General features: G+C 69.8%; 23 protein-coding genes and 1 tRNA gene. 11 read left to right on the top strand and 13 right to left on the bottom strand.

Features of this window, described 5'->3' with window-relative positions:
* Positions 1-59: 59 nt before the first annotated feature.
* The 3 genes from ACIRF9_RS31720 (at position 60) to ACIRF9_RS31710 (ending at position 3,869) form a co-directional block, all read left to right on the top strand.
* Complete coding sequence (locus ACIRF9_RS31720; RefSeq protein WP_403829038.1) at positions 60-1,925, top strand: PQQ-binding-like beta-propeller repeat protein; 1,866 nt, start codon at positions 60-62, stop codon at positions 1,923-1,925.
* Between the two features lie 239 nt (positions 1,926-2,164).
* Positions 2,165-2,872, top strand: a complete 708-nt coding sequence (locus ACIRF9_RS31715) for a LuxR C-terminal-related transcriptional regulator (RefSeq protein WP_403829035.1) — start codon at positions 2,165-2,167, stop codon at positions 2,870-2,872.
* A 70-nt stretch (positions 2,873-2,942) separates the two neighbouring features.
* A complete protein-coding gene (locus ACIRF9_RS31710; protein WP_403829033.1) occupies positions 2,943-3,869 on the top strand; it encodes a dihydrodipicolinate synthase family protein in 927 nt (308 codons plus the stop codon).
* Between the two features lie 32 nt (positions 3,870-3,901).
* On the opposite strand, the gene ACIRF9_RS31705 is transcribed toward ACIRF9_RS31710, so the two are convergent.
* Positions 3,902-4,273 (bottom strand): hypothetical protein, encoded by a 372-nt coding sequence (locus tag ACIRF9_RS31705; RefSeq protein WP_403829030.1) that lies wholly within the window; start codon positions 4,271-4,273, stop codon positions 3,902-3,904.
* Between the two features lie 43 nt (positions 4,274-4,316).
* The gene (locus ACIRF9_RS31700; protein ID WP_403829027.1) at positions 4,317-6,005 is read right to left on the bottom strand and encodes a sodium:solute symporter family protein; all 1,689 of its coding nucleotides are present in this window, start codon (positions 6,003-6,005) and stop codon (positions 4,317-4,319) included.
* Positions 6,006-6,134: 129 nt separating this feature from the next.
* Between ACIRF9_RS31700 and galT the strand changes: the two genes are divergently transcribed.
* Genes galT through galK form a run of 3 tightly spaced genes read left to right on the top strand, consistent with a single transcriptional unit; the run spans position 6,135 to position 9,315 of the window.
* Positions 6,135-7,196 (top strand): galactose-1-phosphate uridylyltransferase, encoded by a 1,062-nt coding sequence (galT, locus tag ACIRF9_RS31695; RefSeq protein ID WP_403829024.1) that lies wholly within the window; start codon positions 6,135-6,137, stop codon positions 7,194-7,196.
* Positions 7,193-8,161 carry a UDP-glucose 4-epimerase GalE gene (galE, locus tag ACIRF9_RS31690; protein WP_403829022.1) on the top strand — a complete coding sequence of 323 codons (969 nt, stop codon included), beginning with the start codon at positions 7,193-7,195 and terminating at the stop codon, positions 8,159-8,161. Before galT ends, galE begins: the two co-directional genes overlap by 4 nt.
* Complete coding sequence (gene galK / locus ACIRF9_RS31685; protein WP_403829019.1) at positions 8,161-9,315, top strand: galactokinase; 1,155 nt, start codon at positions 8,161-8,163, stop codon at positions 9,313-9,315. The genes galE and galK overlap by 1 nt, the downstream gene beginning before the upstream one ends.
* Before the next feature lie 72 nt (positions 9,316-9,387).
* On the opposite strand, the gene ACIRF9_RS31680 is transcribed toward galK, so the two are convergent.
* Positions 9,388-9,831 carry a GNAT family N-acetyltransferase gene (locus tag ACIRF9_RS31680; RefSeq protein WP_403829016.1) on the bottom strand — a complete coding sequence of 148 codons (444 nt, stop codon included), beginning with the start codon at positions 9,829-9,831 and terminating at the stop codon, positions 9,388-9,390.
* A gap of 282 nt (positions 9,832-10,113) precedes the next feature.
* Here ACIRF9_RS31680 and ACIRF9_RS31675 point away from each other — a divergent pair, with 282 nt between their 5' ends.
* Positions 10,114-10,899 carry a LuxR C-terminal-related transcriptional regulator gene (locus ACIRF9_RS31675; RefSeq protein ID WP_403829013.1) on the top strand — a complete coding sequence of 262 codons (786 nt, stop codon included), beginning with the start codon at positions 10,114-10,116 and terminating at the stop codon, positions 10,897-10,899.
* Positions 10,900-11,032: 133 nt separating this feature from the next.
* On the opposite strand, the gene tamR is transcribed toward ACIRF9_RS31675, so the two are convergent.
* Positions 11,033-11,530: a MarR family transcriptional regulator TamR gene (tamR, locus tag ACIRF9_RS31670; RefSeq protein WP_055636625.1), complete on the bottom strand. Its 498-nt coding sequence runs from the start codon at positions 11,528-11,530 to the stop codon at positions 11,033-11,035.
* Positions 11,531-11,649: 119 nt separating this feature from the next.
* Here tamR and ACIRF9_RS31665 point away from each other — a divergent pair, with 119 nt between their 5' ends.
* The 3 genes from ACIRF9_RS31665 to ACIRF9_RS31655 are packed head-to-tail and all read left to right on the top strand — an operon-like array spanning position 11,650 to position 13,038.
* Positions 11,650-12,450 (top strand): trans-aconitate 2-methyltransferase, encoded by an 801-nt coding sequence (locus ACIRF9_RS31665; RefSeq protein ID WP_403829009.1) that lies wholly within the window; start codon positions 11,650-11,652, stop codon positions 12,448-12,450.
* On the top strand, positions 12,447-12,809 hold the full coding sequence (locus tag ACIRF9_RS31660; RefSeq protein ID WP_403829006.1) for a VOC family protein: 363 nt from the start codon (positions 12,447-12,449) through the stop codon (positions 12,807-12,809). Before ACIRF9_RS31665 ends, ACIRF9_RS31660 begins: the two co-directional genes overlap by 4 nt.
* Positions 12,810-12,864: 55 nt before the next feature.
* The gene (locus tag ACIRF9_RS31655; protein ID WP_403829004.1) at positions 12,865-13,038 is read left to right on the top strand and encodes a CsbD family protein; all 174 of its coding nucleotides are present in this window, start codon (positions 12,865-12,867) and stop codon (positions 13,036-13,038) included.
* Positions 13,039-13,080: 42 nt separating this feature from the next.
* Here the strand turns inward: ACIRF9_RS31655 and ACIRF9_RS31650 are convergent, their stop codons facing one another.
* Both ACIRF9_RS31650 and ACIRF9_RS31645 read right to left on the bottom strand, forming a co-directional pair.
* Positions 13,081-13,767, bottom strand: a complete 687-nt coding sequence (locus tag ACIRF9_RS31650) for a TetR/AcrR family transcriptional regulator (RefSeq protein ID WP_403829001.1) — start codon at positions 13,765-13,767, stop codon at positions 13,081-13,083.
* Complete coding sequence (locus ACIRF9_RS31645) at positions 13,764-14,774, bottom strand: acyl-CoA desaturase (protein ID WP_403828998.1); 1,011 nt, start codon at positions 14,772-14,774, stop codon at positions 13,764-13,766. Before ACIRF9_RS31645 ends, ACIRF9_RS31650 begins: the two co-directional genes overlap by 4 nt.
* Positions 14,775-15,088: 314 nt before the next feature.
* Between ACIRF9_RS31645 and ppc the strand changes: the two genes are divergently transcribed.
* Entirely contained in the window at positions 15,089-17,821 is a 2,733-nt protein-coding gene (ppc, locus tag ACIRF9_RS31640; protein ID WP_403828995.1) for a phosphoenolpyruvate carboxylase, read from the top strand.
* 77 nt (positions 17,822-17,898) lie between these two features.
* On the opposite strand, the gene ACIRF9_RS31635 is transcribed toward ppc, so the two are convergent.
* From ACIRF9_RS31635 to ACIRF9_RS31605, 7 genes are all read right to left on the bottom strand, one after another.
* Complete coding sequence (locus ACIRF9_RS31635) at positions 17,899-18,576, bottom strand: LPXTG cell wall anchor domain-containing protein (protein ID WP_403828992.1); 678 nt, start codon at positions 18,574-18,576, stop codon at positions 17,899-17,901.
* Between the two features lie 135 nt (positions 18,577-18,711).
* Positions 18,712-19,245 carry a hypothetical protein gene (locus ACIRF9_RS31630; RefSeq protein WP_403828989.1) on the bottom strand — a complete coding sequence of 178 codons (534 nt, stop codon included), beginning with the start codon at positions 19,243-19,245 and terminating at the stop codon, positions 18,712-18,714.
* Positions 19,246-19,287: 42 nt separating this feature from the next.
* A complete protein-coding gene (gene pth / locus ACIRF9_RS31625; protein WP_403828985.1) occupies positions 19,288-19,890 on the bottom strand; it encodes an aminoacyl-tRNA hydrolase in 603 nt (200 codons plus the stop codon).
* 79 nt (positions 19,891-19,969) lie between these two features.
* Positions 19,970-20,566 carry a 50S ribosomal protein L25/general stress protein Ctc gene (locus ACIRF9_RS31620; protein ID WP_403828983.1) on the bottom strand — a complete coding sequence of 199 codons (597 nt, stop codon included), beginning with the start codon at positions 20,564-20,566 and terminating at the stop codon, positions 19,970-19,972.
* Between the two features lie 211 nt (positions 20,567-20,777).
* On the bottom strand, positions 20,778-21,752 hold the full coding sequence (locus ACIRF9_RS31615) for a ribose-phosphate diphosphokinase (protein WP_403828981.1): 975 nt from the start codon (positions 21,750-21,752) through the stop codon (positions 20,778-20,780).
* An 81-nt stretch (positions 21,753-21,833) separates the two neighbouring features.
* On the bottom strand, positions 21,834-23,282 hold the full coding sequence (gene glmU / locus ACIRF9_RS31610; protein ID WP_403828978.1) for a bifunctional UDP-N-acetylglucosamine diphosphorylase/glucosamine-1-phosphate N-acetyltransferase GlmU: 1,449 nt from the start codon (positions 23,280-23,282) through the stop codon (positions 21,834-21,836).
* A 128-nt stretch (positions 23,283-23,410) separates the two neighbouring features.
* A tRNA-Gln gene (locus ACIRF9_RS31605) sits at positions 23,411-23,481 on the bottom strand.
* Positions 23,482-23,485 lie beyond the last annotated feature (4 nt).

Genomic DNA, 23,485 nt, shown 5'->3' with positions numbered 1-23,485 from the left:
CCCCCGACGTCCTTCCCGTCCCGCCCTTTCCCGAGCGTCCCGCCGAGGTACACCACACCATGACCCAGCCGCCGCCCCCGCCGCCGAACCAGCCCCCGCAGGGCCCTTCCGGCACACCGCAGGACCAGCCCCCGCAGCAGGGCGCCTTCGGCCCGCCCCAGGGTGGGCAAGGTGCTCCGCAGGTTCAGCCCCCGCAGCCGCCCGCGCCCCCGGCGCAGCAGCCCCAGCCGGGTTACGGCTACCCGTCGGCTCCCCAGCCTCCGCAGCCCCAGCCGGGTTACGGCTACCCGTCGGCCCCTCAGCCTCCGCAGCCCCAGCCGGGCTACGGCTACCCCGCGGCCCCCGCCCCGCAGCAGCAGCCCCCGTACGGTGCCGCCCCCCAGCCGCAATCCCCGTACGGCGCCCCCGCCCCGTACGGTCAGCAGCCCGGCTACGGCTACCCGGGTCAGCCGATGACCGTGCCCCTGCAGTCGCCGTCCGCCCCCGCCGGCGGGCGGAAGGTGAACGCCTCGATGGTGATCATCGTCGCGGCGGTCGCGGCGATCGCGCTGATCATCGGGGGCGGCGTCTGGTACGCGAAGTCCTCCGGCGGTGAGGGCGGGAACGACGGCCCCACGGCCTCCGGCGGCACCGGGGGCGACGAGGGCAAGCCGGGCACCGCCAAGGGCAGCGAGAAGGTGCCCGCCGACCCCGCCGCCAAGGCCCTCTTCCAGGTGCCGATGCCCAAGGTCGCGAAGGACGAGAGCTACGCCGTGGACGGCTCCTGGCTGACCGACAAGGCCTATGTGAAGGCCGGTGTCGCCGAGATCGTCGGCTACGACCGCGACAAGGGCACCAAGCTGTGGACGGTCAAGCTGCCCGGCCCGGTGTGCGCGGCGAGCCGCCAGACCAACGAGGACGGGCGGACGGCGATCGTCTTCCAGCCGAAGATGCCCCCGAAGGACTCCACGGCCGGCTGCTCGCAGGTCGCGGCGATCGACCTCAACGCGGGCCGTCAGTTGTGGACGAAGACCGTCAACTCCGGTGACGACCCGATCGACTTCGACAACGTCACCGTCAGCGCGAACACGGTCGCCGTGGGCAGCACCGACGGCGGCGCCGCCTTCGACATCTCCACCGGCAAGCAGCTGTGGGCGCCCAAGACCTCCGACACCTGCTACGACGCCGGCTATGGCGGCGGCGCCAAGCTGGTCGCCGTACGCAAGTGCGGTTCCTACGACGCGCCGCAGCTGCACATCCAGACCATCGACCCGGCCTCCGGGAAGGTGCTGTCCGAGTACAAGATGGCCACCGACATCGAGTACGCCGGCGTCGTGTCGACGGACCCGCTGGTCGTGGCCGCCGACGTCGGCGACAGCGCCGGTGACGGCAGCGGCATCTCGGACTTCTTCTCCATCGACAACAAGACCGGCGAGCTGCGCACCCGTATCTCGGCGCCGGGCGACGCGTACGCGGCGGAGTGCGACAGCATCGACCTGCCCGAGGCGTGCAAGGGCCTGGCCGTCGGCAACGACCGCCTCTACATCGCGACCGAGGAGCACGACGACACCGACGGCGGCAACGTCAACGAGATCGTCGCCTTCGACCTGGCCACGGGCAAGCAGACCGGCCAGCGCGCCGACTCCGGGACCGACTCCACGCTCTACCCGCTGCGGATGGACGGCGGCAACGTGATCGCGTACAAGGAGCCGCCGTACGACAAGGGCGGGCAGGTCGTCAGCATCGACGGCACCTCGTTCAAGCAGACCACGCTGCTGGAGAACCCGGACTCCGAGGAGTCGCGGGAGATGGAGAGCACCATGTCCGCCGAGTACTCGGAGATCCTCTACTCCCAGGGCCGGCTGTACCTGGCGGACACCTACGCCGACGACTCCAGCACCGGCGACAAGGAGTACCTGGCGATCGCCTTCGGCACCTCCGGCTGATCCCTACCGCACAGATGAACGGCCCCGCCCCTGCTCAGGGGTGGGGCCGTGCACTTACCGCTCATCACCCTCGAATGCGAGGAATTTCGGCGATCCGGGGCACTTCTCACCAGTAGGGGGAGCGCAACGTCGAACAAGCGTGTAGCTTCCGGGGGCATGAAGGACGGGGTGCCGGGGGGCACCTTTTGTCTGTTGTGCCAGGTCTGTTGGGTTCCGTGGGGGGACTGGGGGGTTGCTCGATGGGAGTGCGGCTGATGGTGGTCGACGACCACCGCCTGCTCGCCGAGGCGCTGGCCTCGGCGCTGAAACTGCGGGGGCACCGGGTGCTCGCCGCGGCGGCGCCCGCCGCCGGCGCGGCCGACCTGGTGATCTCCCGGGCGCCCGAGGTGTGCCTGCTGGGGACGGCCGCCCCGGCCGAGCCGGGCATCTTCGACCCGGTGGTCCGCATCAAGCGGGAGCGCCCGCAGGTGGCGGTCCTCGTCCTGGGCCCGGTGCCCAGCCCCCGGGGCATCGCCGCCGCCTTCGCCGCAGGGGCCTCCGGCTACGTACGTCACGACGAGCGCATCGAGGGCGTCGAACGGGCGATCATGAAGGCGAGGTCGGGTGAGGCCGCGGTGGCCCCCCAGCTCCTGCAGGGAGCCTTCAGCGAACTTCTGAACCCGGCGGCCCAGCCGGACGACGAGGGCCAGCGTCTGCTGCAGATGCTCACCCCGCGCGAGGTCGAGGTCCTGGTCCGCGTCGCCGACGGCGAGGACACCCGGCTCATCGCCGCCGGCATGGGCATCGCCCCCTCCACGGCCCGCACCCACGTCCAGCGCGTCCTGATGAAACTGGGCGTCGGCTCCCGCCTGGAGGCGGCGGCCCTGGCGGCCCGCACCGGCCTGCTGGACCGCGCGGGCCCTCTTGCCCACATCACCCGTCATCCCGGCCCGGTACAGGAGTCATGACCCACCCGGTGCCGACGGCGCGGGGAGAGCGGGAGAGACCTGTCCGCGCAAGCCTGCTCAGGGAGCCCCGATGGCCCTTCCCGCCCCGCTGACCGGAGTGGTCCCGCCCGTCTGCACCCCGCTGACCGCGGACCGCGAGGTGGACGTCCCCTCGCTGCTCAGGCTGGTCGACCATCTCGTGGCCGGCGGGGTGGACGGGCTGTTCGTGCTCGGCTCCACCTCGGAGGTCGCCTACCTCACCGACCGGCAGCGCCTGCTGGTCACCGAGACGGTGGCCGGGCACGTGGCCGGCCGGCTGCCCGTGCTGGCCGGGGCGATCGACATGAGCACGCCCCGGGTGCTGGACCATGTCGCGGCGGTCACGGCGGCGGGCGCGGACGCCGTCGTCGTCACCGCGCCCTTCTACGCCCGCACCCACCCCGCGGAGATCGCCCGCCACTACCGGCTGGTCGCCGCGCGCAGCACCGTCCCGGTGATCGCCTACGACATCCCGGTCGCCGTGCACACCAAGCTCCCCGCCCCGCTCCTCCTCGAACTCGCCGCCGACGGGGTGCTCGCCGGCCTCAAGGACTCCAGCGGCGACCTGGCCGGCTTCCGCGAGGTCGTCACCGGCGCCCGCGCCCTGCCGGGGTTCAGCGTCCTCACCGGCTCCGAACTCCTCGTCGACGCGGCCCTGGCGCTGGGCGCGCACGGCGTGGTGCCGGGGCTCGGCAACGTCGACCCGCACGGGTACGTCCGCCTCCACCGCCTCTTCCGGGCGGGCGACCTGGCTGCCGCGCGAGCCGAACAGGAGCGGCTGTGCACCCTGTTCGGCATGGTCACCGTCGGCGACCCGGCCCGAATGGGCCCCGGCTCGGCGGCCCTGGGCGCCTTCAAGACGGCCCTGCACCTCCGGGGCGTCATCGCCTGCCCGGTGACGGCCGCCCCGCAGATCCCCCTGACGACGGAGGAGACCGAACGAGTCGCCAAGTTCCTGTCGGGGGCGGGCCTGCTGTAGGCCCGCCCGGCGGACGGCACCCCCGCTCGGGGCTACTCGGGTGAGATCTTCTCCTCCGGTACCGGCAGGGGTGCGGCCGGTGGGGCCGTCGGCCTCAGCCACAGCCACACCAGGAAGAAGAGGCCCAGGGCCAGCATGCCCAGGCCCGTCCAGAGGTTGATGTTGATTCCCTGGGCCTTGTCGATCTCCGCGTCGCTGTCGGTGAGGCCGGTGATCGTGAGGATGACGCCGTACAGCACGAACAGGGCACCGATGATGCGCCGCAGGTCGAAGATGCGGGCCGCGGTCGCGCTCTTCTCCTCCAGCTCGGTGACCTCCCGCTGGACGTCGGCCTCGCTGTACCCCGCCCGCCGCAGCCGCTCGGCCGCCTTCGCACGCTCGTCGGGTTCGAATTGCTCGGACATGGTGTTTCCATCCTCCCTGGGTCTGCGGGACGCGCGACCGGGCTCAGAACGAGAACGGGATGTAGCAGGCCGCCGCCAGGATCAGGGCCCCCCAGCCCAGCAGGGCAGGCTTGCGGTACCAGGCGTCGTCGCCCGCCGCCGGCGGCTCGGCCATGCCGGGCGAGCGGGTGCCGTAGACCAGGCCCTGGAGCTCCTCGTCGGGCTTGGGCGCGGTGAACAGCGAGACCGCCACCATCACCACCGCGCCCGCGACGAAGCCCGCGATCGCCGAGACGAAGTTGGCGCCCTGGTCGGTGGGGATGCCGATGACGTCCTGCTTGTAGAGGACGAAGTAGTTGATCATCGCCGCCGTGGTGCCGGCCAGCAGGCCCCAGAAGCCCGACTTCATCGACGCCCGCTTCCAGAACATGCCGACGATGAAGACCACGAACATCGGGACGTTGAAGAAGCTGAACAGCGTCTGCAGGTAGCTCATGATGTTCGAGAACGACGACGCCAGGAACGCCGTGCCGATCGAGGCCACGACGCCGATCGCGGTGATCAGCCGGCCGAAGCGGACGTAGTACGCGTCCTCGCGGCCCAGCACCACGTACTTCGCCCAGATGTCCGTGGTGAACACCGTGTTGAAGGACGAGATGTTCGCCGCCATGCCCGCCATGAAGGCCGCGAGGAGGCCGGTCACGGCGATGCCCAGGACGCCGTTGGGCAGCAGGTCCTGCATCAGGTACGGGATGGCGTCGTTGTACTGGTAGCCCGACTCCTCGGTGCCGAAGCCGGGGATCAGGGCCGCGGCGACCAGGCCCGGGATCATCACCAGGAAGACGATGAAGACCTTGGGATACGCGGCGATCAGCGGCGTGCGCTGGGCGGCCGAGAGGTTCCTCGCCGACAGGGCGCGCTGCACCTCCGCGAAGTTCGTCGTCCAGTACCCGAAGGAGAGGACGAAGCCGAGGCCCAGCACGATCGTCAGCCAGTTCGCGCCCAGCGGGTTGGAGCTGCCGATGCCGGTGCCGCCCCAGGCGGTCACGAAGTCGTCCCCGTGGGTCGCGGTCAGCTTGTCCGTGAGCCCGTCCCAGCCGTTCACCCGCTTCAGCCCCAGCACCGACAGCGGGATCAGCGCCGCCAGGATCACGAAGAACTGCAGCACCTCGTTGTAGATCGCCGAGGAGAGGCCGCCCAGGGTGATGTACGCGAGGACGAAGAAGCCCGCGACCACGATCGCCACCCACTGCGGCCAGCCCAGCAGCGCCTCGACCACGATCGCCAGGGCGTACAGGTTGACGCCCGCGATCAGGATCGCCGCGAAGGCGAAGAGGATCGAGCTGAGCAGATGGGCCCCCTTGTCGAAGCGCAGCAGCAGGAACTCGGGCACGGACCGGACCTTGCTGCCGTAGTAGAACGGCATCATCACCAGGCCCAGGAACACCATCGCCGGGATGGCGCCGATCCAGTACCAGTGCACGGTGTAGGCGCCGTACTGGGCGCTGTTCGCGGCCATGCCCAGGATCTCGGTGGCGGCCAGGTTGGCCGAGATGAAGGCGAGGCCGGTGATCCAGGCGGGCAGGGAGCGCCCGGAGAGGAAGAAGTCGAGGCTGGTCTTCACCGATCTGCGGGCGGCGAAGCCGATGCCCAGCACGACGACGAAGTAGATGCCGAGGATCGTGTAGTCGAGCGCGTTCGTGGGGAGCCGCAGCTCGGCTGCCAGGTGCACGGAGTCTGTGGGGGTCTGCATCCGGAGCTCACCTTGTCTGGTGGTCTTTGTTTGGTTGTGGGGGGTTACTTCCCGCGCGTGTTTATGTTTCTATGTGTTCGGTTCTGTTTGAAGTCTTACTTGGCACTAACTTGGCAATGGAGAGTCGCGGTGAAGAAGACCTCGACCCGGCTGGCCGACGGTCGTGAGCTGATCTACTACGACCTGCGGGACGACTCGGTGCGCGACGCGGTGGACCGGCGCCCCCTGGAGCGCACGGTCACCACTTCGGAGGTACGCCGGGACCCGCTGCTGGGCGACTCGGTCGCGATCGCCTCGCACCGGCAGGGGCGCACCTACCATCCGCCGGCCGACGAGTGCCCCCTGTGCCCCTCCCAGGGCGGGCGGCTCAGCGAGATCCCGGACTCGTCGTACGACGTCGTCGTCTTCGAGAACCGTTTCCCCTCCCTGGCCGGCGACTCCGGGCGCTGCGAGGTCGTCTGCTTCACCTCCGACCACAACGCGTCCTTCGCCGAGCTCACCGAGGAGCAGGCGCGACTCGTCCTCGACGCGTGGACGGACCGTACGTCCGAACTGTCGCATCTGCCCTCCGTGGAACAGGTGTTCTGCTTCGAGAACCGCGGTGCCGAGATCGGTGTGACTTTGGGTCACCCGCACGGGCAGATCTACGCCTACCCGTTCACCACCCCGCGCACCGCCCTGATGCTGCGTTCGGTCGCCGCGCACAAGGACGCCACCGGCGGGGAGAACCTCTTCGACGCCGTACTGGAGCGTGAACTCGCCGACGAGCGGATCGTCCTGGAGGGTGAACACTGGGTCGCCTTCGTGCCCTACGCGGCGCACTGGCCGTACGAGGTGCACCTCTACCCCAAGCGGCGCGTGCCCGACCTGCTCGCGCTCGACGAGGGGGCCCGCACAGAGTTCCCCAAGATGTATCTGGAACTCTTGAGGCGCTTCGACCGTATCTTCGGTGAAGGTGAACCGCCCACGCCCTACATCGCCGCCTGGCACCAGGCACCGTTCGGCGCGCTGGAGGAGTTCGACGGCGTCCATCGTGACGACTTCGCGCTCCACCTCGAGCTTTTCACCATCCGCCGGACGTCCGGCAAGCTGAAGTTCCTCGCGGGCTCCGAATCCGGCATGAACGTCTTCATCAACGACGTGCCACCGGAGCGCGCGGCCGAGCGACTGCGAGAGGTAGCGAGTTCATGAGCGGGAAGTACCTGGTCACCGGAGGCGCCGGCTATGTCGGCAGCGTCGTCGCCCAGCACCTGCTGGAGGCGGGGCACGAGGTCGTCGTCCTCGACAACCTGACCACCGGTTTCCGCGAGGGCGTCCCGGCGGGTGCCGCCTTCATCGAGGGCGACATCCGCGACGCCGCCAAGTGGCTCGACCCCTCCTTCGACGCGGTCCTCCACTTCGCCGCGTCCTCGCAGGTCGGCGAGTCCGTCGTGAAACCCGAGAAGTACTGGGACAACAACGTCGGCGGCAGCATGGCCCTCCTCGCCGCCATGCGCGAGGCCGGCGTGCGCAAGCTCGTCTTCTCCTCCACCGCCGCCACCTACGGCGAGCCGGAGCAGGTCCCCATCGTCGAGACCGCCCCCACCAAGCCGACCAACCCCTACGGCGCCACCAAGCTCGCCGTCGACCACATGATCACCGGCGAGGCCGCCGCCCACGGCCTCGGCGCGGTCTCCCTGCGCTACTTCAACGTCGCGGGCGCCTACGGCAAGCAGGGCGAACGCCACGACCCCGAGTCCCACCTCATCCCGCTCGTCCTCCAGGTCGCCCAGGGCCGCCGCGACGCCATCTCCGTCTACGGCGACGACTACCCGACCCCGGACGGCACCTGCGTCCGCGACTACATCCACGTCGCCGACCTCGCCGAGGCCCACCTGCTCGCCGTACGGGCCGCCAAGCCCGGCGAACACCTCATCTGCAACCTGGGCAACGGCAACGGCTTCTCCGTCCGCGAGGTCATCGAGACCGTCCGCGAGGTCACCGGCCACCCGATCCCCGAGGTCATGGCCCCCCGCCGCGGCGGCGACCCGGCCGTCCTGGTCGCCTCCGCCGCCACCGCCCGCGAGCAGCTGGGCTGGAACCCGACCCGCGCGGACCTCGCGGGAATCGTCGCGGACGCCTGGGAGTTCGCGCAGCACATCGCAAGGGAGCAGTAGTGGGGTCACAGGAAGTGCGTTCGGCCTTCGTCGAGCTGTACGGCGCGGAGCCCGACGGCGTCTGGGCCGCACCCGGCCGCGTCAACCTCATCGGCGAGCACACCGACTACAACGACGGCTTCGTGATGCCCTTCGCGCTGCCGCACCAGGCGCTCGCGGCCGTCTCCCGCCGGGACGACGGCCGGCTGCGCCTGCACTCCTCCGACATCGAGGGCGGCGTCGTCGAGCTGGAACTCGACGCCCTCGCACCCCAGTCGGACGACCGGTGGACGGCGTACCCGGCGGGTGTCGTCTGGGCCCTGCGCGAGGCCGGCCACCCGGTCACCGGCGCGGACATCCACCTGACCTCCACGGTCCCGACCGGCGCGGGCCTGTCCTCGTCGGCCGCCCTGGAGGTCGTGGTCGCCCTCGCCCTCAACGACCTCTACGACCTCGGCCTGCAGCGCTGGCAGCTCGCCCGCCTGTGCCAGCGCGCCGAGAACGTCTACGTCGGCGCCCCCACCGGCATCATGGACCAGACGGCCTCCGCCTGCTGCGAGGAGGGGCACGCCCTCTTCCTCGACACCCGCGACCTCTCCCAGAAGCAGATCCCCCTGGACCTGGCGGCCTTGGGGCTGCGCCTGCTGGTCGTCGACACCCAGGTCAAGCACGCCCACAGCAACGGCGAGTACGGCAAGCGCCGCGCCGGCTGCGAGAAGGGCGCGGCCCTGCTGGGCGTCGACGCGCTGCGGGACATCCCGTACGCCGACCTGGACGCCGCCCTGGCCCGCCTCGGCGACGAGGAGGAGGTCCGCCGCCTGGTGCGCCATGTGGTCACGGAGGACGAGCGCGTCGAACGGACGGTGCGGCTGCTGGAGTCCGGCGACACCCGCGCCATCGGCCCGGTCCTCACCGAGGGCCACGCCTCCCTGCGCGACGACTTCCGGGTGTCCTGCCCCGAGCTGGACCTCGTCGTCGACACCGCCGTCGCCACCGGCGCCCTCGGCGCCCGCATGACCGGCGGCGGCTTCGGCGGCTCGGCCATCGTCCTCGCCGAGGCCACCGACGTCGACACCCTCACCAAGGCCATCGAGGAAGCCTTCGCGGCCGCCGGCCACACGGCCCCGCGCGTCTTCGAGGCGGTACCTTCGGCAGGCGCCCGCCGCCTGGGCTGACCGCTTCCACGACCTCGCCGGCCCCGCACCGCCGTGCGGGGCCGGCGAGGTTCCACGGGTGACCTCTCCGGCTCACCCCAGCCGCTTCGTCAGTGTGTACTCCGTGATCCCCGGCGGATAGTCGTCGATCACGCACACCACCTCGTAGCCGAGGCGCTTGTAGAAGTCCGGGGCCTGGAAGTCCCAGGTCTCCAGGCGTACCCGGCGGCAGCCCCGCTCCTCGGAGGCGACGCGCTCCGCCTCGCCCAGGAGGCGGGTGCCCAGGCCCGTGCCGCGGTGGCGTTCGTCGACCCACAGGTAGGCGACGTGCAGCCAGGTCGTCCAGGTGTGGCCGACCAGACCGCCGGCCAGGTCGCCGGCGGCGTCCGAGGCCCAGACGTGCAGCGGGGCCTCGCGTTCGGCGGGCGTGCCGCGCAGGGCGCGCAGCACCGGGGACGCCGCCGTGTTGGTGTCGCGGAGCCGGGAACGAAGAAGATCGCGCCGAGTGCTGTCGACTTCTGTCTCAAGACGAAACATGCGGCACACCATAAACGCCCTGGCCAACCAGTTCTGCGTTTTGCCTTCCGCTGCCCGCCCACAGCCCTACCCTGATGAACAGCACCGGTGGGGGCCGGTGCTGATCAGGGGGCGAGACAGTCGGGTACGGCGCCCGAAGTGGGGGTAGCAGTCTCTGCACGGCGGCGGCCGTGCGGTAGCTCGCATCCCCTCCGGGCGTCGTACCCGCGCCGGTCGTCGTTCTCCGTCTGAGGACCTTGGGGTATCCCCTGCTCCGGCAAGGAGCTTGGGGAAGGGGGTTTCGTGGTTCGCATCCGAGTCCTGGTCGTCGACGACCACCGCATCTTCGCCGAGTCGCTCGCCGCGGCGCTCGCCGCCGAGCCCGACGTGGACGTGTCCGCGGCCGGCAGCGGCCCGGCGGCACTGCGCAGTCTGGAGCGCGCGGCCGCCGAGGGACGCCGCTACGACGTGCTGCTCGTCGACGCCGACCTCGGCGGCGGCCTGGGCGGCGCGCTGCCGGGCATACGGGCCGCCGTGCCCGTGCAGGAAGTGGGGGAGGACGGGCTCGTCGACGGGATCTCCCTGGTCGCCGGGGTGCGCGCCGGGCAGCCCCACGTCCGGGTCGTGGTCCTCGCGGAGAAGGACGACCCGCGCCGCGCGGCCCTCGCCCTGCAGGCCGGCGCCTCCGGCTGGGTGGCGAAGGACTGCTCGCTGTCGCGGCTGCTGACCGTCATCCGCGGGGTGCTGCGCGAGGAGACCCATCTGCCTCCGGCCCTGCTCACCGGTGTGCTGCGGGAGCTGACGGCCGCCCGCAAGCACCGCACCGAGAGCGAACGGCTCGTCGAGTCCCTCACGCCGAGGGAGCGGGAAGTCCTCCGGTGCATGGTCGCGGGCCTGGGGCGCAAGGCCGTCGCCGAGCGCCTCTTCCTCTCCCCGCACACCGTCCGCACCCACATGCAGAACGTCCTCGGCAAACTGGGCGTCCACTCCACCCTCGCCGCCGTCGCCCTCGCGCGCCGGGCGGGAGTGGGGCCGGTGGATCTGGGGCCTGCCGGGCAGATCAGGCCGGAGGAAACGAACAGCGCCTGATCAGCAGGGGCGAGCGGGGTGATGGGGGTGCCCCCGCGCGAGTTGTTTCGAGCGTGGGGGAGCGTGCAGCTGCAAGGCGGAGGGGAGCGCGTGCCACACCCCGCGTTTCCGGCCTGATCTGCCCGGCAGGCCCTCAGCCGGGGATGTTGTCGAACGGGGCGGTCAGCTGGCGTAGCAGGGCGGCCAGTTCGCCGCGCTGGGCGTGCGAGAGCTCGGCCAGGATCGCCCGTTCCTGGTCGAGCAGTCCGGCGAGCGCCTGGTCGGCGCGGTCCTTGCCGTCGTCCGTGAGACGCACCAGGACACCGCGCCGGTCGCTCGGGTCCGGCAGCCGCTCCACCAGGCCCTTCTTCGCGAGCCGGTCGATACGGTTCGTCATCGTGCCCGAGGTGACGAGGGTCTGCGTCAGCAGCTGGCCCGGCGAGAGCTGATACGGGGCACCCGCGCGCCGGAGCGCCGTCAGGACGTCGAACTCCCAGGGCTCCAGCTGGTGCTCGGAGAACGCCAGTCGGCGTGCCCGGTCCAGATGCCGGGCCAGTCTGCTCACCCGGCTGAGTACTTCCAGCGGCTCCACGTCGAGGTCCGGGCGCTCCCGGCGCCACGCTGCGACCAGCCGATCGACCTCGTCCTCCATGGCGATCAGTGTAGTGGTTGTGTCGATGTGAAGTCTCTTGATGTCGAGTCTCTTGATATCGAGCTAACCCCCGCCCTAGTCTCTTGATGTCGAGATAAATCTGAGGGAAGGCTACGACCATGACGACCAACCCCTCCTGGGACCCCACCCAGTACCTGCGTCACGCCGGCCACCGCGCCCGCCCCTTCGCCGACCTCCTCGCCCGCGTCCCCGCCCTGCCCGGCGCCCCGCCCCGCATCGCCGACCTCGGCTGCGGCCCCGGCAACGTCACCACCGTCCTCACCGACCGCTGGCCCACCGCCCGCGTCACCGGCTACGACAACTCTCCCCAGATGCTCGCCGACGCCCAGGCGTACGCCGGCCCACACCTCGACTTCGCCTACGCCGACCTGACCACCTGGACGCCCGACGAGACCTACGACCTGCTCGTCTCCAACGCCGCCCTCCACTGGGTCCCCGGCCACCTCGAGGCCTTCCCCGCCTGGCTCGACGGCCTCGCCCCCGGCGGCACCCTCGCCTTCCAGGTCCCCCACAACATCGACGCCCCCCTGCACGCCCTCATGCGTGAACTCGGCAACACCCCCCGCTGGAAGCCCCGCCTCGGCGACGTCCTGCGCCCCGAGGACTCCGTGCACGCCCCCGGCGTCTACCTCGACCACCTCGCCCGCCTCGGCTGCGCCACCGACGTCTGGACGACCACGTACCACCACGTCCTCCAGGGCGAGGACCCCGTCCTCGACTGGGTCAAGGGCACCGGCCTGCGCCCCGCCCTCGACGCCCTCGCCGACGACCCCGAGGCCCAGGGCGCCTTCGTCACCGAATACCGCGACCTGCTCCGCGAGGCCTACCCGAGCCACGCCTACGGCACCGTCCTGCCGTTCCGCCGCCTGTTCGCGGTGGCCACCAAGGAGGCGCGATGATCACCACCGTCGACCACGTCCAGCTCGCGGCACCGCCCGGCTCCGAGGACCGTCTGCGGTCCTTCTACGTCGATGCCCTCGGCATGACGGAGACACCGAAGCCGCCCGCGCTCGCGGCGCGCGGCGGCTGCTGGTTCCAGGCGGGCACGGTCCAGCTGCACCTCGGCGTCGAAGAGGACTTCAGGCCCTCACGGAAGGCCCACCCCGGCCTCAGGGTCACCGGCATCGCCGAGTACGCCGGCCGCCTCGAGTCCCACGGCGTGCCCATCGTCTGGGACGACGACCTCCCGGACCACGACCGTTTCTACGCCCGGGACCCCGTCGGCAACCGGCTGGAGTTCCTGGAACCCCGCGTTTGAGGAGCGCACCGGCGGCCACTCGGGACGACGTCACACGACCGAGGAGTGATCCACCGTGGCACGCGACCAGAAGGCCAAGGCGAAGAAGGAACAGATCAAGGGCAAGGCCAAGGAGGTCACCGGCCGGGCGACGCGCGACCTGCCGCTGGAGGCGGAGGGCCGCGCCGAGCAGGCCAAGGGCGACGCACGTCAGGCCAAGGAGAAGACCAAGGACGTCTTCAAGCACTGACGCGTCCCCCGCGGTGACCGGGCACCGCGCCCGGTCACCGTGTCACGCCTTGCGGTGACCGATCAGCCGAGGCTTCGGCTCCATCCCGTCCAGCCCGTGCCACGCCAGGTTCACCAGATGCGCCGCCACCTCCGCCTTCTTCGGACGGCGCACGTCCAGCCACCACTGCCCGGTCAGCGCGACCATCCCCACCAGGGCCTGCGCGTACAGCGGCGCCAGCTTGGGATCGAAGCCGCGGCTCTTGAACTCCTTGCCGAGGATGTCCTCCACCTGGGTGGCGATGTCGGAGATCAGCGAGGCGAAGGAACCCGTCGACTGCGGGATGGGGGAGTCACGCACCAGGATCCGGAAGCCGTCCGTGTACTCCTCGATGTAGTCCAGCAGCGCGAAGGCCGCCTGCTCCAGCAGCTCACGCGGATGGCCGGCGGTCAGCGAACCGGTGACCATGTCCAGCAGCCGCCGCATCTCACGGTCCACCACCACCGCGTACAGCCCCTCCTTGCCGCCGAAGTGCTCGTACACCACCGGCTTGGACACCCCGGCCTTCGCCGCGATCTCCTCCACCGATGTGCCCTCGAAACCCTTCGTCGCGAACAGGGTGCGACCGATCTCGAGGAGCTGCTGGCGGCGCTCGGCCCCGGTCATACGGGTACGACGGGCGCGCCGCGGCTTCGCTTCGCTGCTCGAACTGGAGGTACTGCTGGAGTCGGTCGCCACGGCGTCAATCATGCCGCCTTCGCGGTCGCCTTCCGGCGCCGGGAGCCGTCCTCACCCGAGTTGCGACGCGAATCGATACGCGAGCGTGACGGCCAGCGCACGTCGTACGCCCACCCGAACACCTCGAACCAGCGGATGAGGCGGGCCGAGGAGTCGATCTGCCCCCGCTCCACCCCGTGCCGCGCCGACGTCGGGTCCGCGTGGTGCAGGTTGTGCCAGGACTCGCCGCAGGACAGCACCGCCAGCCACCACACGTTGCCCGAACGGTCCCGCGACTTGAAGGGGCGCTTGCCCACCGCGTGACAGATCGAGTTGATCGACCACGTCACGTGGTGCAGCAGGGCCACCCGCACCAGCGAGCCCCAGAAGAACGCCGTGAACGCGCCCCACCAGGACATCGTCACCAGACCCCCCACCAGCGGCGGCAGCGCCAGCGACACCACCGTCCACAGGACGAACTGGCGCGAGATCGTCCGGATCGCCCTGTCCTTGATCAGATCCGGCGCGTACTTGTCCTGCGGCGTCTGCTCCTCGTCGAACATCCAGCCGATGTGCGCCCACCACAGGCCCTTCATCAGCGCCGGGACCGTCTCCCCGAACCGCCACGGCGAATGCGGGTCGCCCTCCGCGTCCGAGAACTTGTGGTGCTTGCGGTGATCCGCCACCCAGCGCACCAGCGGCCCCTCCACCGCCAGCGATCCCATCACCGCCAGCGCGATCCTCAGCGGCCGCTTCGCCTTGAACGAACCGTGCGTGAAGTAGCGGTGGAAACCGATCGTGATGCCGTGGCAGCCGAGGTAGTACATGAAGACCAGCAGACCGAGGTCCAGCCAGCTCACCCCCCACCCCCACGCCAGCGGCACCGCCGCCAGCAGCGCGAGGAACGGGACGGTGATGAAGAGGAGAAGAGTGATCTGCTCGAGCGAACGCTTCTGCTCACCACCGAGGGTCGCGGAGGGAAGCGGAGCGCCGTCGTTCGCCTTCGGGGCGTCGTCGATCACATCGGAGCTCGTGGTCATGGGCGTCCCCTGTGGGGTTCGAGGGTCGTGGCAGGTCGCCGGGTCACGGATACCTCGCGCAGTCGGCTTTATGCAGCTTCCTACGGTTCCGTAACCTACGGCATCGTAAGTATGTCAGTGCCCTGCTCGGCGGCAAGAGCCCGAAAGTCTGCGCGTCCCGCCCGGCACCTATCCTTGGAGACGGTCGGACAGCGCGGTCCGCTCTGTTTTCTTCCCGGATGTCCGGCCCGTATGCGGCGCCCGCCGCGAGGACGGCCCCGGGTCCCGTCCCAGACGAGCCCAGACGAGCTTCCACACTGCAAGGAGCCGCACCTGTGAGCAGTGCCGACGACCAGACCACGACGACGAGTGCAGAGCTGCGCGCCGACATCCGCCGACTGGGTGACCTCCTCGGAGAGACCCTCGTCCGGCAGGAGGGCCCCGAGCTCCTCGACCTGGTCGAGAAGGTCCGCCGCCTCACCCGCGAGGACGGTGAGGCCGCCGCCGAGCTGCTGCGCGGCACCGAACTGGAGACCGCGGCCAAGCTGGTCCGCGCCTTCTCCACCTACTTCCACCTCGCCAACGTCACCGAGCAGGTCCACCGAGGCCGCGAACTGCGCGCCCGGCGCGCAGCCGAGGGCGGCCTCCTGGCCCGCACCGCCGACCGCCTCAAGGACGCCGACCCCGAACACGTGCGCGAGACCGTACGCCATCTCAACGTGCGCCCCGTGTTCACCGCACACCCCACCGAAGCCGCGCGCCGGTCGGTACTGAACAAGCTCCGGCGCATCGCCGCGCTTCTGGAGACCCCCGTCATCGAGGCCGACCGCCGGCGCCACGACACACGCCTCGCCGAGAACATCGACCTCGTCTGGCAGACCGACGAGCTCCGCGTCGTACGCCCCGAACCCGCCGACGAGGCCCGCAACGCGATCTACTACCTCGACGAGCTCCACGCGAACGCCGTCGGCGACGTCCTGGAGGACCTCACCTCCGAACTGGAGCGGGTCGGCGTCCACCTCCCCGAGGACACCCGCCCCCTCACCTTCGGCACCTGGATCGGCGGCGACCGCGACGGCAACCCCAACGTCACCCCCCAGGTCACCTGGGACGTCCTCATCCTCCAGCACGAACACGGCATCAACGACGCCCTGGAAACGATCGACGAGCTGCGCGGCTTCCTGTCGAACTCCATCCGCTACACCGGCGCCACCGAGGAACTCCTCGAGTCCCTCCGGACGGACCTCGAACGCCTGCCCGAGATCAGCCCCCGCTACAAGCGCCTCAACGCCGAGGAGCCCTACCGCCTCAAGGCCACCTGCATCCGGCAGAAGCTGGAGAACACCAAGCAGCGCCTCGCCAAGGGCACACCCCACGAGACGGGCCGCGACTACCTCGGCACCAGCGAGCTGCTCCAGGACCTCACCCTCATCCAGAGCTCCCTGCGCGAACACCGCGGCGGCCTCTTCGCCGACGGCCGCATGAACCGCACCATCCGCACCCTGTCCGCCTTCGGCCTCCAGCTCGCCACCATGGACGTCCGCGAACACGCCGACGCCCACCACCACGCCCTCGGCCAGCTCTTCGACCGCCTCGGCGAGGAGTCCTGGCGGTACGTGGACATGCCCCGCGAATACCGTACGAAGCTGCTCGCCAAGGAACTGCGCTCACGCCGCCCCCTCGCCCCCACCCCGGCCCCCGTCGACGCCGCCGGCGAGAAGACCCTCGGCGTCTTCCTCACCGTCAAGCGCGCCCTGGAAGTCTTCGGACCCGAGGTCATCGAGTCCTACATCATCTCCATGTGCCAGGGCGCCGACGACGTCTTCGCCGCCGCCATCCTGGCCCGCGAGGCCGGCCTGATCGACCTCCACGCCGGCTGGGCGAAGATCGGCATCGTGCCCCTCCTGGAGACCACCGACGAACTCAAGGCCGCCGACACCATCCTGGAGGAGATGCTCTCCGACCCCTCCTACCGACGCCTCGTCGCGCTGCGCGGAGACGTCCAGGAGGTCATGCTCGGCTACTCGGACTCCTCGAAGTTCGGCGGCATCACCACCTCCCAGTGGGAGATCCACCGCGCCCAGCGCCGCCTGCGCGACGTCGCCCACCGCTACGGCGTCCGCCTGCGCCTCTTCCACGGCCGCGGCGGCACCGTCGGCCGCGGCGGCGGCCCCTCCCACAACGCGATCCTCGCCCAGCCCTGGGGCACCCTCGAAGGCGAGATCAAGGTCACCGAACAGGGCGAGGTCATCTCCGACAAGTACCTCATCCCCTCCCTGGCCCGCGAGAACCTGGAACTGACGGTCGCCGCCACCCTCCAGGCCTCCGCCCTGCACACCGCCCCCCGCCAGTCCGACGAGGCCCTCGCCCGCTGGGACGCCGCCATGGACGTCGTATCGGACGCGGCCCACGCGGCCTACCGCGAACTGGTCGAGGACCCCGACCTGCCGTCGTACTTCTTCGCCTCCACCCCCGTCGACCAGCTCGCCGAACTCCACCTCGGGTCCCGGCCCTCGCGCCGCCCCGACTCCGGCGCCGGCCTCGACGGACTGCGCGCCATCCCCTGGGTGTTCGGCTGGACCCAGTCCCGGCAGATCGTCCCCGGCTGGTACGGCGTCGGCTCCGGCCTCAAGGCCCTGCGCGAGGCCGGCCTCGACACCGTCCTGGACGAGATGCACGAACAGTGGCACTTCTTCCGCAACTTCGTCTCCAACGTCGAGATGACCCTCGCCAAGACCGACCTGCGGATCGCCCAGCACTACGTCGACACCCTCGTCCCCGACGACCTCAAGCACGTCTTCGACCGCATCAAGGCCGAACACGAACTGACCGTCACCGAAGTCCTCAAGATCACCGGCGAGCGTGAACTGCTGGACGCCACCCCCGTCCTCAAGCAGACCTTCACCATCCGCGACGCCTACCTCGACCCCATCTCCTACCTCCAGGTGACGCTGCTGAAGCGGCAACGCGACGCGGCCGCCGCCGGCGCCGAACCCGACCCCCTCCTCTCCCGCGCCCTCCTCCTCACCGTCAACGGCGTGGCAGCCGGCCTGCGCAACACCGGCTGACCCCGGCCGCACACACCACAGGGGGGTGCCCCCGAGCCTCGTACGAGCTCGGGGCACCCCCCTGCGCATGCCGTGGATCAGGCCCGGCGCCGGCGCACCACCAGATAGCCGCCGGCCCCCAGCAGCACCGCCGCGACGGCGGACAGAACACCCACGGGGGCGCCGTTGCCCGTCTCGGCGAGACCGTCACCGCCACCCTGCGGAGTGGACCCCGACGATGGCGTCGACCCCGCGGAAGCCGACGGATCCACCGACTCCGAGACCGAGGAACTCGGCGAAGGGGACGCCGACGACGAAGCCGACACGGAATCCGAGGGCGACGCCGACGGAGACGAACCGCTGCCGCCCTCGTCCTCGCAGTCCACCTTGAACACCTTGTGCTTCGCGGCCCCCTTCTCACCGTCGAAGTTCCAGAACAGCTTGTACTGGCCGTCGGGCAACGACATGTCCTGGGTCCGGCCATGACCGTTCCCGTCCAGCGTGATCGAGCCGGTCTTGACCGTCTCGCCCTTCTCGACGTCGTTGTTCGCCCAGGCCTCGATGTGCCAGTCGACCAGCTGCGGACCATCGAAATTGAAGGCGTCCAGATAGAACGAGCAGACCTTCGGCTCGTCGCGCTGGTCGTACTCGCCGGTCGCGGAGTTGTGGGTCTTCACGTCGCCGTTGTCGCCATTGGTCGCGTGCGCGACGGGAGCCAGCAGCAGGGCCGCGCCGGAGGCGACGGCGACGACACCGGCCCGAGTGAGGGTACGCATGGGGCAATCCATCTTCGAGTGACGAAAGGGAAGATGTGGAGGGGGCGGCTCAGCTTCCTTCCGACACTGACCCCCGGTCAATCACGAACAGGCAACACATGGAACCGCCACAGAAAAACAGAGCACCGAACCCGCTCAGACCGCCACAAAAGCCGCAGTCAACAACGCCGCCCCCGACCCCGCCAACACCCACCCCACCCGCGGCCGCCCCAACCCACCCGCGACCACCACCGACGCCAACAACAGCGCACCACCCAACGGCACCCACGCATACAACACACCCGCCGGCCCCGACCGCACCACCTCGTCACCGTCCGGCTTCACGACGACCGTGTACGTCCGACCCTTCCGCACCGCCACCGACTTCTCGATCTCCACCCGCGCACGAGCCGTCGAACCCGCCGACAACGGCGTGTACGGCCCCCAGCACATCTCCTCACCACACCGCGTCACCTCAACCGTGCCGCGCTCCCGCCCCTTCGTCAGCATCACCTGCTGCGCCGTCCCCCACGAACCCCACACCCCCGCGAAAAGGATCAACCCGGCGACCACCCCCATCGCCGCCAACCGCCCGAACCGCAACGCGGCGGCCGAAGCCTGACGGGCCCTGGGAGAACCACTCTTACGGCGGTGCGACGAAGCTGCAGCGGCAGGCATGGCCGGGATCATTGGCCATGCCCGAACGGCCCGTCAACCTCGACGGGTGACAAGTCAGGAGTTGTACGTACTCTGCGCCCGCTCCAACCCCTCGATCACCAGACACTCCGCGGCATCCGCCGCCCGGTCCACGAAGTAGTCCAACTCCTTGCGCTCGGCGGACACGAAGTCCTTCAACACGAAATCGGCCACCTGCATACGACCCGGAGGACGCCCGATCCCGAACCGCACCCGGTGATAGTCCGCACCGAACGCCTTCGTCATCGACTTCAACCCGTTGTGCCCGTTGTCCCCGCCCCCCAGCTTCAACCGCAGAACGCCATAATCGATGTCCAACTCGTCATGCACGGCCACGATGTTCGCCACCGGCACCTTGTAGAAGTCCCGCAGAGCGTTCACCGGCCCCCCCGACAGATTCATGAACGACATCGGCTTCACCAGGATCACCCGCCGGTTCCCCGGCCCCGGCGGCCCGATCCGCCCCTCCACGACCTGCGCCTGCGCCTTCCCCGCCCGCTTGAACCTCCCCCCGATCCGCTCGGCCAGCAGATCGGCCACCATGAAACCGACGTTGTGGCGGTTACCCGCGTACTCCGGCCCCGGATTACCGAGCCCGACGATCATCCAGGGGTCGTTGGCAGGGGTGGTCACGTCCATCTCTCCTTACGCGACAGCCGCTGCTCCCCCGAGGGGAGCAGCGGCTGGAGCCGATCTACCGCTGTGAAAACTACGCGGCTCAGGCCTCGGCGGCCTCTTCGCCCTCGGCGGCCTCGCCCTCCGGGGCCTCCTCGGCCTGCGCGGCCAGCACCTGCAGGACCACCGCGTCCTCGTCGACCGCCAGCGTGGTGCCCTTCGGCAGCGTGATGTCCTTGGCGAGGATCGACGCACCGGCCGCCAGACCCTCCACCGACACCGTGACGGCCTCGGGGATGTGCGTGGCCTCGGCCTCGACCGGCAGCGCGTTCAGAACGTGCTCCAGCAGGTTGCCACCCGCGGCCAGCTCGCCCTCGGCGTGCACCGGAACCTCGACCGTGACCTTCTCGCCCCGCTTGACCAGCTGCAGATCGACGTGCTCCAGGAAGCCCTTGATCGCGTCACGCTGCACGGCCTTCGGGATCGCCAGCTCGTTGGTCTTGCCGTCGATGTCCAGCGAGATCAGGACGTTCGGCGTACGCAGCGCCAGCAGCAGGTCGTGGCCCGGAAGAGTCAGGTGCAGCGGGTCCGAACCGTGGCCGTACAGGACACCGGGAACCTTGCTGTCACGACGGATACGACGGGCCGCACCCTTGCCGAACTCGGTACGGGTCTCGGCGGAGATCTTGACCTCGGACATGTTGATCACTCCTCGTAGGAATCGCGAGCGGACGTGGTCACCCGGCCACGAACGGCCTGCTACGAAGAGCGCGTCGATAACGGACCGCCGTACACACAGGTACGGCCTCCCTCGCCGAGCAACTCGAGAAGTCTACTCGGCGAAGGAGGCCGCGAAAAGTTGACCTTGAGCGCCCTCCGGGCGCGGGCGATCATGCGCCCCGGTCAGCGACTCACTGCTCGTCGAACAGGCTCGTCACCGAACCGTCCTCGAACACCTCACGCACCGCGCTCGCGATCGTCGGCGCGATCGACAGAACCGTGATCTTGTCCAGCTCCAGCTCACCCGGCGTCGGCAGCGTGTTCGTGAAGACGAACTCGCTCACCTTGGAGTTCTTCAGACGGTCGGCCGCCGGACCCGACAGCACACCGTGCGTCGCCGTCACGATCACGTCCTCGGCACCATGCGCGAACAGCGCGTCCGCGGCCGCACAGATCGTGCCACCGGTGTCGATCATGTCGTCGACGAGCACACAGACCCGCCCCTTGACCTCACCCACGACCTCGTGGACCGTCACCTGGTTCGCCACGTCCTTGTCACGCCGCTTGTGCACGATCGCCAGCGGCGCACCCAGCCGGTCGCACCAACGGTCCGCGACCCGCACCCGGCCGGCGTCCGGGGACACCACCGTCAGCTTGTCGCTGTCCACCTTGCTGCCCACGTAGTCCGCCAGCAGCGGCAGCGCGAACAGATGGTCCACCGGACCGTCGAAGAAGCCCTGGATCTGATCCGTGTGCAGATCCACCGTCAGGATCCGGTCCGCACCCGCCGTCTTCATCAGATCCGCGATCAGACGCGCCGAGATCGGCTCACGCCCACGGTGCTTCTTGTCCTGCCGCGCATAACCGTAGAACGGCACGATCACGGTGATCGAACGCGCCGAAGCCCGCTTCAGCGCATCGATCATGATCAACTGCTCCATGATCCACTTGTTGATCGGAGCCGTGTGGCTCTGGATCAGGAAGCAGTCCGCACCACGCGCCGACTCCTGGTAACGGACATAAATCTCACCATTGGCGAAATCGAAGGCCTTCGTCGGGACGACCCCGACCCCCAGCTGGTGGGCGACCTCCTCGGCAAGCTCGGGGTGGGCGCGGCCGGAGAAGAACATCAACTTCTTCTCGCCGGTCGTCTTGATCCCGGTCACAGCACTGTCTCCTCAGAGGTCTCTCAGGGGTGCGGGTTCGCACTTATCACGGTACGCCGTGTTTGACGCACGTGTTTCCGGTCAGTCTTCGCTCTCGCCCTGACGAGAGGCCGCCTCGGCAGCCTTCGCCGCCGCGCTGCCCGGACGCTTACGAGCCACCCAACCCTCGATATTCCGCTGCTGACCACGGGCCACGGCCAGCGAACCGGGCGGCACATCCTTCGTGATCACGGACCCGGCGGCGGTGTACGCGCCGTCCCCGACCGTGACAGGAGCCACAAACATGTTGTCCGAACCTGTCTTGCAGTGCGACCCGACGATGGTGTGATGCTTGCTCTCGCCGTCGTAGTTCACGAACACACTCGCGGCACCGATGTTCGTGTAGTCACCGATGGTCGCGTCACCGACGTACGAGAGGTGCGGGACCTTCGTCCCCTCCCCGATGGAGGAGTTCTTCGTCTCGACGAACGTACCGATCTTGCCCTTCACGCCCAGGCGGGTGCCCGGCCGGAGATACGCGTACGGCCCCACGGACGCGTTCGGACCGATCAGCGAGCTGTAGGAGACCGTGTTGTCGATCCGGGCGCCGGCACCCACGGTCGTGTCCGTGAGACGGCTGTTCGGACCCACCTCCGCGCCCTCACCGAGATGCGTGGCGCCGTGCAGCTGCGTCCCCGGGTGGACGGTCACGTCCTGCTCGAACGTCACCGTGACGTCCACCCAGGTCGTCGCCGGGTCGATCACGGTCACACCGGACAGCATGGCGGCGGTCAGGAGCCGGTCATTGAGAATGCGACGGGCCTCGGAGAGCTGGACCCGGTTGTTGATGCCGGCGATCTCACGGTGATCGGCGGCCACGGACGCGCCGACACGGTGACCGGACTCGCGAAGGATGCCGAGCACGTCGGTGAGGTACTCCTCGCCCTGGCTGTTGTCCGTCCGCACCTTCTTGAGCGCGTCCGCGAGCAGCGCGCCGTCGAAAGCGAACACACCGGAGTTGATCTCACGGATCGCCCGCTGGGCGTCGGAGGCGTCCTTGTGCTCCACGATCGCGGTCACGGCACCGGTCGTCCCGTCCCGCACGATCCGCCCGTACCCGGTCGCGTCCGGCACCTCGGCGGTCAGCACGGTCACCGCGTTCCCGTCCGCGTGGTGGGTCGCGGCGAGCGCGGAGAGCGTGGCGCCGGTCAGAAGGGGAGTGTCCCCGCAGACGACGACCACGGTCCCGTCGATGCCACCGCCGAGCTGCTCCAGGGCGATACGGACGGCGTGGCCGGTGCCGTTCTGCTCCTCCTGCACGGCGGTGCGTACGGCCGCGTCGACCTCGTTGAGGTGCGCGGTGACCTTCTCCCGGGCGTGCCCGACCACCACGACGAGGTTCTCGGGGTCCAACTCACGGGCCGCGGCCAGCACATGCCCGACGAGGCTGCGGCCGCAGATCTCGTGCAGGACCTTCGGTGTGGCCGACTTCATACGGGTGCCCTCACCCGCTGCGAGAACGACGACGGCTGCCGGGCGAATGGCGCTCACGGATGTGCCCTTCGGCTGTGGAGGAGGTGGGGACATCCGAAGGATACCGGGGTGTTTCTTGGGTGACATGAGAGTGGGCCCTGACCTTGCTAGGTCAGGACCCGAACTCGGGGTGCGTGTGCTGTGGGCTCCCGGAGAAGGATTCGAACCCTCATTCAACGGACCAAAACCGTTTGTCCTACCTTTAGACGATCCGGGATGGT

The organism is Streptomyces sp. NPDC096132 (assembly GCF_044763345.1).
Taxonomy (GTDB): Bacteria; Actinomycetota; Actinomycetes; order Streptomycetales; family Streptomycetaceae; genus Streptomyces.
The sequence above is the reverse complement of the archived record's forward strand: the minus strand, read 5'-3'. Positions and strand labels throughout refer to the sequence as shown.

Bases quoted from the DNA above. Each gene is read 5' to 3' on its own strand.
- ACIRF9_RS31720 (WP_403829038.1), top strand. From the start codon at position 60: ATGACCCAGCCGCCGCCCCCGCCGCCGAACCAGCCCCCGCAGGGCCCT.
- ACIRF9_RS31715 (WP_403829035.1), top strand. From the start codon at position 2,165: ATGGGAGTGCGGCTGATGGTGGTCGACGACCACCGCCTGCTCGCCGAG.
- ACIRF9_RS31710 (WP_403829033.1), top strand. From the start codon at position 2,943: ATGGCCCTTCCCGCCCCGCTGACCGGAGTGGTCCCGCCCGTCTGCACC.
- ACIRF9_RS31705 (WP_403829030.1), bottom strand. From the start codon at position 4,273: ATGTCCGAGCAATTCGAACCCGACGAGCGTGCGAAGGCGGCCGAGCGG.
- ACIRF9_RS31700 (WP_403829027.1), bottom strand. From the start codon at position 6,005: ATGCAGACCCCCACAGACTCCGTGCACCTGGCAGCCGAGCTGCGGCTC.
- galE (WP_403829022.1), top strand. From the start codon at position 7,193: ATGAGCGGGAAGTACCTGGTCACCGGAGGCGCCGGCTATGTCGGCAGC.
- ACIRF9_RS31680 (WP_403829016.1), bottom strand. From the start codon at position 9,831: ATGTTTCGTCTTGAGACAGAAGTCGACAGCACTCGGCGCGATCTTCTT.
- tamR (WP_055636625.1), bottom strand. From the start codon at position 11,530: ATGGAGGACGAGGTCGATCGGCTGGTCGCAGCGTGGCGCCGGGAGCGC.
- ACIRF9_RS31665 (WP_403829009.1), top strand. From the start codon at position 11,650: ATGACGACCAACCCCTCCTGGGACCCCACCCAGTACCTGCGTCACGCC.
- ACIRF9_RS31660 (WP_403829006.1), top strand. From the start codon at position 12,447: ATGATCACCACCGTCGACCACGTCCAGCTCGCGGCACCGCCCGGCTCC.
- ACIRF9_RS31650 (WP_403829001.1), bottom strand. From the start codon at position 13,767: ATGATTGACGCCGTGGCGACCGACTCCAGCAGTACCTCCAGTTCGAGC.
- ACIRF9_RS31645 (WP_403828998.1), bottom strand. From the start codon at position 14,774: ATGACCACGAGCTCCGATGTGATCGACGACGCCCCGAAGGCGAACGAC.
- ACIRF9_RS31635 (WP_403828992.1), bottom strand. From the start codon at position 18,576: ATGCGTACCCTCACTCGGGCCGGTGTCGTCGCCGTCGCCTCCGGCGCG.
- ACIRF9_RS31630 (WP_403828989.1), bottom strand. From the start codon at position 19,245: ATGATCCCGGCCATGCCTGCCGCTGCAGCTTCGTCGCACCGCCGTAAG.
- pth (WP_403828985.1), bottom strand. From the start codon at position 19,890: ATGGACGTGACCACCCCTGCCAACGACCCCTGGATGATCGTCGGGCTC.
- ACIRF9_RS31620 (WP_403828983.1), bottom strand. From the start codon at position 20,566: ATGTCCGAGGTCAAGATCTCCGCCGAGACCCGTACCGAGTTCGGCAAG.